Source organism: Kitasatospora sp. NPDC059646 (assembly GCF_042734615.1).
GTDB lineage: Bacteria > Actinomycetota > Actinomycetes > Streptomycetales > Streptomycetaceae > Kitasatospora.
In genome coordinates, this window is the sequence record NZ_JBHWDS010000033.1 from 47,259 (window position 1) to 61,342 (window position 14,084).

A 14,084-nucleotide genomic window follows, 5' to 3' on the forward strand; every position below is an offset into this window, starting at 1 on the left:
GCGCGGCGGGCCAACGGCGAAGCACGGAGCGCCTCTTCGGGCCACGGGCGGACCCGGATCAGCGCGGCGAGTTCGGCGCGCATCGCGGGCAGCAGCCACCGCGCGAGGTCGGCGTAGGCGCCGCCGAGGACCAGGGTGGCCGGGTCGACCAGATTCACCGCCGCGGCCAGCGCGGTGCCGAGGGCGGCGCCGGCGCGCCGCAGGGCGCTCAACGCGACCGCGTCGCCGGCCTCCGCGGCGGCGGCCAACGCGGCCACCGCATCGTCACCCTGATGGTCCGTCAGGTCAGCGGCGTGCAGCACCGCGGCGAGGCCCGCGTACGGTTCCAGGCAGCCCCGGGCGCCGCACGAGCAGGCCCGTCCGCCCGGGCGGACGGTGAGGTGGCCGAGCTCGCCGGCGAAGCCCTGGACGCCGCGGAACAGGCGGCCGTCCAGCACCAGCGCGCCGCCGATGCCTTCGCCGGCCGAGACGTGCAGGAAGGTGCCGGCGCCGACGCCCTGCCAGAGTTCGGCCAACGCACCGAGGTTGGCCTCGTTCTCGACGGCGGGCGCGGCGCCCGGGCCCGGCCAGGCGGTGGGCACGTCGAGCTGGTGCCAGCCGAGGTTTGGGGCGTGTTCCAGGTAGCGGCCGGGCCCGTCCACCGGGACGCGCACGGAGCCCGGGACGGCGAGCACCCGGCCGACCACCCGCAGGCCGAGCGCGACGGCCTCCGCCTCGGCCCGCGCGGCGAGTTCGGCCAGCTCGGCCAGGGTCTCGTCCGCGGACCGTTCGGCGTTCGGCGCGGGGCGGTGGAGCGCCACCCGGACCTCGCCGCGCAGGTCGACGACGCACGCGCCGAGGTGCTCGACACCGACCTCCAGGCCGAGCCCGGCCGGCCCGCGGTCGTTCAGGACCAGCGCCCGGCCGGGCCGGCCGACCCGGCCGCTGCGCTCCAACTCGCCCTCCACCAGCAGCCCGCCGCCGATGAGTTCGTCGACCAGGCTGGACACGGCGGTGCGGGTCAGACCGGTCCGCCCGGCCACGTCGGCGCGGGACAGCGGGTGCGCGTCGGCGACCGTGCGCATCACCAGGGCGAGGTTCTGCCGCCGCATGTCCTGCTGGGACGCGGGGCCACGCCGCGCCGCGGGGCCGCTGTCGGCCGGCTGCCGCCCGTCCGCTGCCACGTTCCTTCGTCTCCGCTCCGCTGTCGCCCGGGCCGCCTGGTGTGCGGCCCGGGCCCGTCCCGCCTTCATCCGGTCACTGCCGCGGACCGCTGCCCTGCAGGTCCGCCGCCTGCGAAATGGTAGTCGCGATCCGTTCGAGCGCCGCGTCGTCGCGTTCGAGCGCGGGCAGCACCGGGCCGTCGGCGGTCCCCCACCGACGCGCGACGGCGTCCGCGCGCTCACCGGTCAGCAGCGCGGCGGCCTGCGCCGCCGCACCGAGGGCCACCAGCTCGCCGGCGGCGGGCAGTTGGACGGGACGGCCGGACAGCCGCCGCACCGTGTCCTGCCAGGCCCGGCCCTGCGCGCCGCCGCCGATCAGCAACAGCGGCTGCGCGGGGTCGGACCCGGTGACCGCCCTGGCGGCGTGCGCGGCGTGCGCGGCGGCGGGATGTGCGACGCCGGGATGTGCGGCGGCGGGGTGTGCGGCGTCGAGGGCAGTGACCGCATCGACGGCGAGGACGTCGTCGAGGGCGGCGAGCAGCGAGTACGCGGCACCGTCGTACGCGGCCTGGAGCAGCTGGCCGGCGGTGGTGTCGTGCCGCAGGCCGTGCAGCAGTCCGCTGGCGTGCGGGAGGGCGGGGGTGCGTTCGCCGTCCAGGTACGGCAGCAGGACGGCGGTGCCACCGGGTTCGACGGCGTTGCGGTCGCGGCCGAGCAGGGCGGCGATCCGGTCCACCGCCAGCGTGCAGTTGAGGGTGCAGGCCAGCGGCAGCCAGCCGTCGAGGGCGTCGGCGAAGCCCGCGACGGTGCCGGTCGGGTCGGCCGGGCGGTTGCGGGCGACGGTGTAGACGGTGCCGGAGGTGCCGAGGCTCAGTACGGGGGTGCCGGCGGTGAGGCCGAGTCCGAGCGCGGCGGCCATGTTGTCGCCGGTGCCGGTGGCGACCGGGGTGCCGGGGCGCAGCGGGCCGCCCGGGCGGGCCCGGCCCGCGACGGTGCCGGCCGGGGCGACGGCTGGCAGCAGGGCGGGGTCGAGGCCGATCCGCTTCAGCACGGCGGGGTGCGGGCCGTCCGGGGTCCACCAGCCGGTGCCGGACGCGTCGCCGCGGTCGGTGACGGCGTGCCCGGTGAGGCGCTCGGTGAGGTAGTCGTGCGGGAGGCGGACCGCGGCGGTGCGGTCGGCGTTGGCGGGTTCGTTGGCGCGCAGCCAGGCCCACTTGGCGGCGGTGAAGGACGCGCCGGGGACGCTGCCCAGCTCGGCCGCCCACCAGTCCGCGCCGAACTCGCCGACCAGCTCGGCCGCCTGGGGCGCGGAGCGGACGTCGTTCCACAGCAGCGCGGGCCGGACGGGGCGGCCGGCGGCGTCCAGGGTGACCAGCCCGTGCTGCTGCCCGCCGATCGACAGCGCCTGCGCGCGGTCGGCCCAACCAGTGGCGGTGACAGCCGAGTTGAGGGCCTCCCACCACTGCTCGGGATCGCTCTCCTGCCCGTGCCGGGAGTCGACCCGATGCGGGGCACGGCCTTCGCCGAGGACCCGTCCGGTCTCGGCGTCGACGGCCAACGCCTTGGTGGACTGGGTCGAGCTGTCGACGCCGATCACCACCTGCGGGTGTGCCATGGGCGTGCTCCTGTTCTGCGTCTGTCGGGGCCGTGGCCCCCGGAGGGGGATCTGTCGGGACGGGCGTTCGGGACGGTGCTCGGGCGGTGCTCGGGCGGTACTCGGGCGGTACTCGGGTGGTGCTCGGAGCCGGCGAGGAAAGCGCTTTCCGGCTCCACTCCTGCAAGCGGAAAGCGTTTTCCAGCCGCACTCCCGGAACGCCCCGGAGTGCCGTCCCGGGGCGTGGCCCCCGAGCGAGCTTCCGCCCGGGGGCTTCCCTCGCGGGCCGACCCATATTAATTTGTCTTCCGGCCTGACGAATAGACTCTTCGTCGAACCCCCTGTCGATCCCCCGGTCGACTCCCAGCGTTTGGAGTACGCGATGAGCCCGCTCACCCCCACCCCCGCCGACAAGTTCACCTTCGGTCTGTGGACGGTCGGCTGGCAGGGCCGCGACCCGTTCGGCGACGCCACCCGCCCGGCCCTCGACCCGGTCGAGACGGTCGAGAAGCTGGCCGCGCTCGGCGCCTACGGCGTGACCTTCCACGACGACGACCTCGTCCCGTTCGGCTCCTCGGACGCCGAGCGCGAGGCGATCGTCAAGCGGTTCGCCGCCGCCCTGGAGTCCACCGGCCTGCGGGTGCCGATGGCCACCACCGACCTGTTCAAGCACCCGGTGTTCAAGGACGGCGCGTTCACCGCCAACGACCGCGACGTCCGGCGCTACGCGCTGCGCAAGACCATCCGCAACATCGACCTCGCGGTCGAGCTCGGCGCCACCGTCTACGTCGCCTGGGGCGGCCGCGAGGGCGCGGAGCACGGCGCGTCGAAGGACGTCCGCACCGCGCTGGACCGGCTGAAGGAGGCGTTCGACCTGCTCGGCGACTACGTGGTCGAGCAGGGCTACGACCTGCGCTTCGCGATCGAGCCGAAGCCGAACGAGCCGCGCGGCGACATCCTGCTGCCGACCATCGGCCACGCGCTGGCGTTCATCGAGCGTCTGGAGCGTCCCGAGCTGGTCGGCGTCAACCCGGAGGTCGGCCACGAGCAGATGGCGGGCCTGAACTTCCCGCACGGCATCGCGCAGGCGCTGTGGGCGGGCAAGCTGTTCCACATCGACCTGAACGGCCAGTCCGGCATCAAGTACGACCAGGACTTCCGGTTCGGCGCGGGCGACCTGCGCCAGGCGTTCTGGCTGGTCGACCTGCTGGAGTCGGCCGGCTACCAGGGCCCGCGCCACTTCGACTTCAAGCCGCCGCGCACCGAGGACTTCGACGGCGTGTGGACCTCCGCGGCCGGCTGCATGCGCAACTACCTGCTGCTGAAGGAGCGCGCCCTCGCGTTCCGCGCCGACCCCGAGGTCCAGGACGCCCTGCTCGCCGCCCGCCTCGACGAGCTCGCGCAGCCCACCGCCGCGGACGGCCTGGCGGCCCTGCTCGCCGACCGCACCGCGTTCGAGGAGTTCGACGTCACCGCCGCCGCCGAGCGCGGCATGGCGTTCGAGCGCCTCGACCAGCTCGCCCTGGAGCACCTCCTCGGCGCCCGCTGAGCAGCCACGGCCGGCGGGCCTGCTTCCGCCCGCCGCGGCGGCAGCTGCTGACCGGCGTACAGGTGCGGTCCCGGACTCCGGCCCCTGGGCAACTCCCCACGGGCCGGAGTCCGGGAGCGCCTGCACGGCCTCGGCCGCGCGTACCCCACCCGTCCGCCCGGGGCCCGGGCCCGGGAGGCGCCGTACCACTGTCGGGCGGCAGCGCGGACCTCGGCTGCTCCCGGGCCGATTGACGGCCCGTCAGTAGGAACGAGCGGCCCCCGGCCCCACTGATGCGTCGTCGCACCCGGCGCTCCGCCCTCGGGCCGCAGGGTCCGGAACCACGTGCGCACGCTCGCCGCGCACACCCCGACCATCCGCCCGGAGCCCGGAAGGCCCCGTACCGCCGACAGACGGCCGTGCGGACCACACCCCCCGCCCGCCGCGCCCGGTCCGCCCCCGCCGCCGCCCCGCCCCGCCCAGCCCCGCGCGATTGAGGGCGCGTCAGAGGCAGCACGCGGCCCCAGCCCGTCGGAGCGTGACGGCCGAACCCGGTTGCACGCGCCCCGGGCGTCCCTGGCATGCTGGTCGGGTCAAGGTGGCACCCGGGGGCGGGAGATCAGTAGATGCCGGACGACGTCACTCCGCTGCGCACGACACCGCGCCTCGGGACGTTCAACGGATTCGGGCGGACCATGCTCGGCCGGACCCGGGTGGATGCCGACGGGGCGTGCTTCGCCACCCGCTGGTTCACCGCGGCGATGCTGCCGATCGTGCCGCTGGGCCGCTACTACCTCAAGGTCGGCGAGACGGTCGACGTCGCGGGACGGGGCGGGGCGTCGACGAGCACCACGCAGTACCTGTTCCTGGGCGAGGCCAGGCTGCGTCCGAGCGAGATCCTGCGGACCTACCTGTTCTTCTGGGTGCTGGTCCCGCTCCTGACCGCCCTCCCGGTGACGCTGTTCGCGCTGAACGCCGACGCGTTCAGCCACGAACACCCGCTGCTGTTCATCCTGTTGCTGCTCGGCATCCCGGTGGTCGGCATCATCGTGCTGGCCTGGCTGCTGGTACTGCACGAGAAGTTCCTCGCCCCGCTGCGCGAGCCGCGCTGGACCGGCGCCGCCCGACAGCGCCGCACCACCTGAGCCCGCGCTCCCGAGCCCTGTGCCGCCCGCACCCCGCACCGCCCGAGAGGTCCGTCCCCGTATGCGCCCCACCCTGTTCACCGTCGAGCGGCCCGGGCCGGGCCGCGTCAGCACCATGGCCCGGCCGCGCGGCGGCGACTGGCTGGCCGACGAACTGGCAGCGCTCGCCGCGGCCGGAGTCACCGACCTGGTCAGCGCCCTGACGCCGTCGGAGTGCGCCGAACTCGCGCTGGCCGACGAGCCGGAGCTCGCCGTCGCGGCCGGCCTGCGGTTCCACTCCCTGCCGATACCGGACCGCACCGTCCCCGCGCACGCCCAAGTCCGCCCGGCCCTGGACGCGTTGACCGGGCGGCTGCGCTCCGGCGGCCACCTGGTGTTCCACTGCCGGGCGGGCATCGGCCGCTCCTCACTGCTCGCGGCCGCCGTGCTGATCCTGGACGGCGTGGACGGCGACTCCGCCTGGGACCGGATCGCCCGGGCCCGCGGCCTGCCCGTCCCGGACACCGCCGAGCAGCGCGCCTGGACCACCGCCCTCCCCTCACCCACCACCTGACTCCTCCTCCGACGCTCCTCACGGCCTCCGGACCCCGCCTCCGAACCCCGCCGCCGACCCCCACATCCGACATCTCGTGGCTGCCCCCGTCGGCAGTGCTCCCTCGTGCCGGGCCCGGCGTTCGGGTGGTTCGGGAGTGTCGCACCGCGGGCGGGCGCGGGCGCGCGGTTCCGGTCCGCCTACCGTGGAGGTCCCGGTCACTGCGCGTGGTGACGGTGGGCCCGTGGGAGGGTTGATGGCCTCGTCCGCGTCGGACCGGTCCGAGCGCCGTGCGGCGGCTCCGCGCCGGGGGCTGCTGTGGCGGGTCGGCGGTTGGTGCGCGCGGCATCCGGTGGTGGTGATCGTCGGGTGGCTGCTGGTGCTGGCCGGGGTGCAGGTCGCCGACCGCACGGTGGGCGGCACGTACTCGGACGACTTCTCGCTGCCGGGCACCCAGGCGCAGGACGGCCGCGACGTGCTGCAGGCGCACGAGCCGGCGGCGGGCGGGACGAGTGCGCAGGTGGTGCTGCACGACGACCAGCCGCTGACGGCCTTTCAGGCGCAGGTCGACCAGGCGGTGACGTCCCTCCAGCACCTGCCGCACGTGCTGTCGGCGCAGGATCCGCTGCCGCCGCCGGGGCAGAGCGCGCCGCCGGGCGGCGCACTGTCCTCGGACGGGCGTACGGCGTACATCACCGTCCGGTTCGACGAGAATCCGTCGACTCTCGGCACCGGATACCTGTCCCGGGTCGACGCCGCGGTGGCGCCGTTGCGGCAAGCCGGGGTGCAGGTCGAATACGGCGGCCCGCTGGGCGAGTTGGCGCGTCCGGCGCCGGACGACCGGGTGAGCGAGCTGATCGGGTTCGCGGTGGCGGTGCTGGTGCTGCTGGCCGGGTTCGGCAGTGTGGTCGCGGCGGGGCTGCCGCTGGTGAGCGCACTGGTCGCGGTGGTGGTCGGCCTCGGGCTGCTGGGTCTGCTGGCGGCGCTGACCACGTTCGCCACGGTCGCGCCGACCCTGGCCACGATGATCGGTCTGGGCGTCGGCATCGACTACGCGCTGTTCCTGTTGACCCGTCACCGGCAGAACCTGATGGACGGCGCCGATCCGCCGACGGCGGCCGGCCACGCGGTGGCGACCAGCGGCCGGGCGGTGCTGATCTCCGGCTGCACGGTGGTGATCGCACTGGCGGGCCTGTCGGTGTCGGGCATCGGCTTCATGGCGAAGCTCGGTCTCGCGGCGGGCGTCACGGTGGTCACGGCGGTGTGCGGCGCGCTGACGCTGCTGCCCGCGACGATGGGCCTGATCGGCCGCCGGATGGATCGTTTCACCGTACGCACCCCGGTCGCGGAGGGCACCTCCGCCAAGGACGGCACGGGCGCCTCCGCCAGGGACGGCACGGGCGCCTCGGCGGCGGACGGCACGGGCGCCTCCTCCGCCGAGGACGGCACGAGTTCTGACGGGCCGTCGGCCGACGGCGTGTGGCACCGCTACGCGCGCCGGGTCGAGCACCGCCCGTGGTGGTACCTGGCGGCGGGGCTGGCCACGGTGGTGATCCTGGCGGTGCCGCTGCCGTCGATCCAGTTGGGGCACATCGGTGACGGCGCGGACCCGACCTCGTTCACCGACCGGCGGGCGTTCGACCTGATGTCCGCCGCGTTCGGTCCGGGCTCCAACGGGCCGTTGACGGTGGTGGTCGACCAGTCGGCCGTCCCGGCCGCGAACCGGCCGGCCCTCGCCTCGTCCGTGCAGCAGGCGCTGACGGGCGTCCCGAACACGGCGAGCACCGCGCCGTTGCAGACCAGCGGCGACGGCGCGGTGCTGTTCACGACCGTCGTTCCGGCCCAGGCGCCGCAGGACCGGGCCACCACCGACCTGGTCGGGCACCTGGCGGACACCGTGCTGCCGGACGCCGTCGCGGGGACGGCCGCCGCCACGTACGTCACCGGCACCACGGCGGCGCAGGTGGACTTCCTGGACCTGGTGGCGAGCCGGCTGCTGCCGATCATCGCGGTGGTGGTCGGGCTCGCCTTCCTGATCATCCTGGTGGTGTTCCGGGCGCCGCTGGTCGCACTGAAGGCGGCGGTCCTCAACCTGGTGTCGATCGCCGCCTCGTACGGGGTGCTGGTGGCGGTGTTCCAGTGGGGGTGGGGCGGGCCGACCCTCGGGGTGTCGGGCAAGGTCCCGATCGAGAGCTACGTGCCGATGATGATGTTCGCGATCGTGTTCGGCCTCAGCATGGACTACGAGGTGTTCCTGCTGTCCCGGGTGCACGAGCGGTGGCGGGCGACCGGCGACAGCCGGGGCGCGGTGGCGCACGCGCTGGAGACCACGGCCCGGGTGATCGGCTGCGCCGCGCTGATCATGGTGAGCGTGTTCGCGGCGTTCATCGTGAGCGACAACGTGGTGATCAAGATGATGGGTCTCGGCCTGGCCGTGAGCGTGCTGATCGACGCCACCGTGGTGCGGCTGCTGATGGTTCCCGCCGCGATGACGCTGCTCGGCGGCTCCGCCTGGTGGACGCCCCGCTGGCTGGACCGGATCCTCCCGCACATCGACGCCGAGGGCAACAACGCCTCCCCTGCGGACCGGAGTTGATGCACCGCACCCGAACGGCAGCCCGAGCCGCCAGTTGTGGCCGTTCTGTGAAACGGATGCGTCCCGCCCCCTTGTCAGCCACACCGCGGCTCCCTACCTTCGTGGTCCAGGACGGCTGCCCCCACCCGGGCCCGGCGGTCCACGGCGGCCGCCCACCCGCGGCCCCGACGGAGCACCACACGATCTGGAGGCGTCACATGCCCGTTGCCACCCTCGCCGAGATCCGCGACGCAGGTCCGCTGCTGGTCGACGACGAGATCCTCGTCTTCGAGGACGACGACCGCGCCGACCACGACCCCACGGCCTGCCTGGTCGACCCGTGGGTGACCGCCACCACCCGCATCGCCTGCGACCGCTGACGGTGACCGGGCCCATCGCCGGCCGCCGCCCCTGGTCCGACGACACCTGGTCGTACCTGCACGATCCGCGGATGCCGGCGATGGAGCACGGCTGGAAGCTGCACGTCTCCGCCCGCCCCGACTCCCTGGACGCCGTCACCGCGACCGTCCTGCCGCTGCTGGAACAGCACGTCTGCCACGCCAAGTGGGCCCGTGACGCGGCCACCCTGCGTATCCTCAACTCCGGTACCGTCAACGCCGCTTCGGTCGGCAAGGCGGTCACGGTCTACCCGGCGCCGGACGAACTGGTGCCGCTGGCGCGGGCGTTGGTCGCCGCGTTGCGCGGGCACCGGGGCCCGCAGGTCGTCAGCGACCGCCGCCTCGACCCCGACGCCCCGGTGTACTACCGGTACGGCCCGTTCACCGGCGACTACCGCACCGGTCGCAGCGGACGCCTGGAGTCCGTGATGACCGGCCCGGACGGTCGCGTCTTCGACGGCCTGGCCGGCACCGCCTACCGCTGCCCGCCCTGGGCCGAGGACCCCTTCGGTCCACCCGCCGCAGCCGGCGACTCCGCCTTCGGGGGCGGCCGTTACCGGGTCACCGGCGGCATCACCCGCAATCCGCAGGGCAACGTCTACCGTGCGCTCGACCAGGTCAGCGGCGCGTCCGTGGTGGTCAAGCAGGCCAGGGCGTACGTCGCCGAGGACGAGCACGGCGCCGACGCCCGGGACCGCCTGCGCCACGAACGCGCCGTCCTCGCCCTGCTGGCCGACGCGCCGGGCGTGCCGCGCGCGCTCGACCACTTCCGGCACCGCGACGACGAGTACCTGGTGATGACCAGTTGCGGCGACCGGAACCTGCGCCGCGACGTCCACACCCACGGCCCGTACCACGGAGCCGAGTTCGGCCCGCGCGGGGCGCTCCCGCTCGGCCGGGAGCTGCTACGGGTCCTGGACGGTGTCCACCGACGGGGCGTGGTGGCCCGCGACCTCAAGCCCAACAACGTGGTGCTCGCCGCCGACGGCGGCTGCCGGCTGATCGACTTCGGCACCAGCGCCGTGGACGGCACCGGCCCGGCCGGCTCCACGCCGGGCTACTCCGATCCGGTCGTCCGTCCGGGTGTCGCCGCCCAACCCGCCGACGACTACTACGGGTTGGGCATGACGCTGTACTTCGCGGCGACCGGCATGGATCCGGTGATCGTCGATCCCGACCCGGCCACCAACCGTGAACGCACCCTCGCAGCCCTGGAGTTCGCCCTGCCCGGGGCGGACCATCACCGACTCCGGGCGCTGATCGCGGAGTTGACCGACCTCGACCCGGACAGGCGCACGGCGGCCGCCGAGCGACTCCGCGCCTCCGCGCCACAGCGGGCCGGCGCACAACGGGCTTCCGCCGCACCCGGGCCGGTCCGCTCCACGGCGCGCCTCTCCGCCGACCTGCTCGCCGAGATCCTGGACCGGACCACGGCGTACTGCGTCGCCGAGGCCCACCGGATCGCCGATCCGGAACTCGCCGCCCGGGCCGCCGTCCCGACCCCGGTCGACCTCTACGGCGGCAGCGCCGGCCTCGGCCTGGAACTCCTCCAGCACCCGGACCGTCCGGGTGTGCCCGCCGCCGTCGACGCTCTCGCCGACTGGACGGCCCGCCAATCCCGGTCGCTGCCACCGGGGTTGTACTCCGGGCGGACCGGCGTCGACCTCTTCCTCGCCGCTGCCGGTCGCCCGGCGGCCACCGCCGTCACGCTTCCGGCCGACGGCCCGGACGGCGGCCCGCCGGAGGCCGACCTGATCGACGGCGTCGCGGGCATCGGCCTCGGCCACCTGCTGCTCGCCGAGTTCGACGAACGCCGTCTCGCCACCGCCGCCGCCTGCCACGCCCTGCTCACCACCGGCGGTGCCCGGCTCACCCCGCCCGCCGAGCCGCGTCCCGGCGACGCGGCCCTCGCGCCGGGCCTCGCCCACGGCGACGCCGGAGTCGCGTACTTCCTCCTCGAGTACGCCCGCGCCACCGGCGACCCGGCCGCCCTGGAACACGCGCACCGGGCCTGCGCGCGGCTCGCCGCCGCCGTACCCGCGATCGTCGAGGCCGCCAACCACCCTGCGGCGACCCGCCGTTACGGCTCCTGGTGTCGCGGCCTGGCGGGCATCGGGATCGTCCTCGCCCGCGCCGCCGACCGGCTCGCCGAACCCGGGTACCGCGCCCTCGCCGAGGACTCCGCGCGGGCCTGCCTCGCCGTCGCCCCGCGGATGCCCCTGGTGACCAGGTGCTGCGGCCTGGCCGGCGTCGGCGAGCTGATGCTCGAACTCGCGCCCTCGGCAGAGGAGTTCCACGCAGCGGCGACCACCGTCGCGGCCCTCCTCCTCACTCGCGCCGGCGGCCCGCCGTCCCACCCCGTCTTCCCGGACCCGGGACTGACCCGCCAGTCCTTCCCGTACGCGACCGGCACGGCCGGCGTCCTCGGCTTCCTCCGCCGCCTCACCGACCCGGCCGGGCCGCGCCCGGCCGCGCTCCCCTGACTCCGTGCCTCGCTGCCCAGCCCCGCGCGGCCGCCCGCGTCCCCGTCTCAGCCCCGCCCCTCGCCGTCTCGGCCCCGCTCGGCCCGCGCGGCCGCCATCGCGCGCAGTAGGCCGGTGAGGTCCTTCTCGAAGGTGAACTCCCGCAGCAGGGTGGTCCATCGGCCGTCCTGCCACCGCCACACGTAGGTGTAGCGGGCGGGGACGCCGTCCTCCTGCCGGTACACGATGACGGTGCCCTGGTCGCCGTGCCGGCTGGTGGCCACGAACCGGACGTCGTCGGTGCTGTCGCCGATCCGCGCACCCTGCGCGCGCAGGGCGCGGAACCGGGCCATGAAGTCGGCCTTCGTCAGCACCGCCACCCGGGCGGCCTCGTCGACCCGCACGTTCTCGAACTCGGGGTCGTAGAGCGCGTCCAGCGCCTCGACGTCCGTCGCCAGTCCGGCGGCCAGGTACTCCCGCATCCGCCCGACCAGTGCCTCGTCCATGGTGTTCCCCTCCGTCGCGGCCGACCACCCGGTGTGGCGCGCCCGTCGAGGAGAACGATGCCGCCCGCCGCCGTCGGCCCGCCGTCACCTCACCGTCAACTCGCTCTCACGGCCTGCCGTCCCCTGTCCGGTTCGCCCCTGCGGCGCACGCCGGCCGGGGTGCCGGCCGAGTGGCGGGAGTCCGATGTGGCACGGAACCGTGGGACCGCGTACTGCACCAGCGGGGCGGGCATGCGGCGTCTCCACCCCGACGGCACCACCCCCCCCGCCCCGGCAACCGGATCGCGGCCGTCCACCCGCTCGGCCCGATCGGGTGCCGGCCGTCACTCGCAACAGCCGTCGCGCGTAGCGGTTCTGAGCAGCCGGGTCGGGTCCGGCGGGAGCACCGCGAGGCCGGCCGGGCTACCGCTTGCGGGCCACGCCGCCGGCGATGCACCGCTGGGCCGTGGTCGGGCGCCGGCCGGGCGGGCTGTCGGGCCGCCAGTCCACGCACCGCACCAGGCCCGGCTCGACAAGCTCCAGGTCGTTGAACATCTCGCCGATCCGGGACGCGGTGGAGAAGGTCCCGCTGCCCATCATGCTGTGCAGGAACATCTCCTCCATCGCCCGGGCGACGGCGCTGTGTTCGTCCTCGGGGTCCAGGAAGTGGCTGATCGCCACGTAGGAGCCGGACGGCAGTGCGTCGACGTAGGCGCGCATGATGTCCCGGCGGGTGCGCACGGCCTCGCCGTTCCAGTGGTGCAGCGTGCCCAGTTGCAGCAGCGCGATCGGTCTGTCCCAGTCCAGTGCGGACCGGACGACGGCGTTCGACAGCAGCTGCTCGGGGCGGAAGATGTCGGCGGAGACGATGACGGCGTTCTCGGTCCGCTCCAGCAGGGCGCGACTGTGCGCCACCACCAGCGGGTCGTTGTCCACGTACACGACCGTCGCGCCGGGGTTGGCCCGCTGCACCACGTTGTGGGTGTTCTCCGCCGTCGGCAGGCCCGAGCCGCAGTCCAAGTACTGGGTGACACCGGCCTGTTCGGCCAGGTACCGGCAGGCGCGGATGAGGAACCGGCGGTTCTCGACCGCCAGGTCCGGGGCGTCGGGCGCGACCGTCCGCACCCGCCGGACCACCTCCCGGTCCACCTCGTAGTTGTCGGTGCCGCCGAGGAAGGCGTCGTACACCCTGGCGATGCTGGGCTTGGTCGGATCGACGTACGGGGGAACGGAGTTGTCGGACCTCGCACCGGACATGGCGCCTCACCCGCAGTCTCGACGAAGGGGAACGGGCACCGTCCGGCACGGCGGCGCCACCGCGCGCACCGACCTGACCGCCCGGTGCCGGACTCTAGCCCGACCACCGCCCCGGACGCCTCGCGGACCGCGGGACGGGCGGCGGATCCCACCCGTTCGTGGGACGGCGGCGCGCCGCCGGGGGCGAGCACGGCCCGCCGGGCCGGCTCCGGCCGGTGCCGCCGATCGGCCCAGTCCGCCACCCGTGCGGAGGAGTTCCGGGAACCGCTGGGCCGGAACCTCGTTGTTGCTGCGAATCCGCCGCCCCACGAACCGGGACCCCAGGAGGCCTCCGTCGATGAAGACCGCTGCCCGCGGCACCCTGCTGGTCACCGCTCCGCTGTTCGCCGCCGCCCCGATGATGGTCGACGCCTCGGCCCGCTTCGAGGCCGTCGTGCCCACCACCGACGCCACGTGCGTCCTCCACGCCCACCGCCCGCTCGCCCCCGGCACCGCCCACCAGCCCGACACGCTGACCACGACCGGGACGGTGACCTGCGTGGACGCCGCCGGCGCGCCCGGCCCCGCCGGCACCTTCGAGCGGACCGCGCCGAGGCCCGCCGACCGGTGCACCGGCGAGGAGTACGGCGACACCACCACCGTCCGCTGGAGCGACGGGACCGCCTCCACCCTCCGCGCCGACCGGCCCGCCGGCTCCGACACCGTGCGAGTGAACGGCACGGCCTCACTCGTCCTCAACGGGCATGTCGCCGAAGACAGTTCACGCTTCCCGGCGGACACCGTCCACGGCGTGGGCACCAGCACCGCCGCCGGCTGCGGCACCCCGGCCGGCCCGACCGCCGTGGACTCGACCCTGGTGCTCCGGTTCACCCACTGAGCGATCCGGCGGATTCGGCACCCGCCCGCGCGGCACGGGCAGGGACGGCGACCGGCCGGACCGGAGGTGGCGTTCCGCCCGTGAGCGGC

General features: G+C 75.2%; 11 protein-coding genes. 7 read left to right on the plus strand and 4 right to left on the minus strand.

What is annotated here, in order from left to right:
- Positions 1-1,091, minus strand: a 1,091-nt coding sequence (locus ACFV1L_RS22865) for an ROK family protein (RefSeq protein ID WP_380368491.1), incomplete at its 3' end; no start/stop codon positions are given.
- A 145-nt stretch (positions 1,092-1,236) separates the two neighbouring features.
- On the minus strand, positions 1,237-2,757 hold the full coding sequence (locus ACFV1L_RS22870; RefSeq protein WP_380368494.1) for an FGGY family carbohydrate kinase: 1,521 nt from the start codon (positions 2,755-2,757) through the stop codon (positions 1,237-1,239).
- Positions 2,758-3,118: 361 nt separating this feature from the next.
- Here ACFV1L_RS22870 and xylA point away from each other — a divergent pair, with 361 nt between their 5' ends.
- From xylA to lanL, 6 genes are all read left to right on the plus strand, one after another.
- Positions 3,119-4,285: a xylose isomerase gene (gene xylA / locus ACFV1L_RS22875; protein WP_380368496.1), complete on the plus strand. Its 1,167-nt coding sequence runs from the start codon at positions 3,119-3,121 to the stop codon at positions 4,283-4,285.
- Between the two features lie 605 nt (positions 4,286-4,890).
- Complete coding sequence (locus tag ACFV1L_RS22880) at positions 4,891-5,409, plus strand: hypothetical protein (RefSeq protein WP_380368499.1); 519 nt, start codon at positions 4,891-4,893, stop codon at positions 5,407-5,409.
- 61 nt (positions 5,410-5,470) lie between these two features.
- Positions 5,471-5,962, plus strand: coding sequence for a tyrosine protein phosphatase (locus tag ACFV1L_RS22885; protein ID WP_380368500.1), 492 nt, complete (start codon positions 5,471-5,473; stop codon positions 5,960-5,962).
- A 235-nt stretch (positions 5,963-6,197) separates the two neighbouring features.
- A complete protein-coding gene (locus tag ACFV1L_RS22890; protein ID WP_380368503.1) occupies positions 6,198-8,537 on the plus strand; it encodes an MMPL family transporter in 2,340 nt (779 codons plus the stop codon).
- Between the two features lie 197 nt (positions 8,538-8,734).
- Entirely contained in the window at positions 8,735-8,896 is a 162-nt protein-coding gene (locus ACFV1L_RS22895) for an SflA family class IV lanthipeptide (RefSeq protein WP_380368506.1), read from the plus strand.
- Positions 8,897-8,898: 2 nt separating this feature from the next.
- Positions 8,899-11,397, plus strand: a complete 2,499-nt coding sequence (gene lanL, locus ACFV1L_RS22900; protein ID WP_380368508.1) for a class IV lanthionine synthetase LanL — start codon at positions 8,899-8,901, stop codon at positions 11,395-11,397.
- A 47-nt stretch (positions 11,398-11,444) separates the two neighbouring features.
- On the opposite strand, the gene ACFV1L_RS22905 is transcribed toward lanL, so the two are convergent.
- Both ACFV1L_RS22905 and ACFV1L_RS22910 read right to left on the minus strand, forming a co-directional pair.
- Complete coding sequence (locus ACFV1L_RS22905; protein ID WP_380368511.1) at positions 11,445-11,882, minus strand: DUF4440 domain-containing protein; 438 nt, start codon at positions 11,880-11,882, stop codon at positions 11,445-11,447.
- A 402-nt stretch (positions 11,883-12,284) separates the two neighbouring features.
- On the minus strand, positions 12,285-13,118 hold the full coding sequence (locus ACFV1L_RS22910; protein ID WP_380368513.1) for an SAM-dependent methyltransferase: 834 nt from the start codon (positions 13,116-13,118) through the stop codon (positions 12,285-12,287).
- Between the two features lie 337 nt (positions 13,119-13,455).
- Here ACFV1L_RS22910 and ACFV1L_RS22915 point away from each other — a divergent pair, with 337 nt between their 5' ends.
- Positions 13,456-13,995, plus strand: coding sequence for a hypothetical protein (locus ACFV1L_RS22915; protein WP_380368515.1), 540 nt, complete (start codon positions 13,456-13,458; stop codon positions 13,993-13,995).
- The last annotated feature ends 89 nt before the right edge of the window (positions 13,996-14,084 follow it).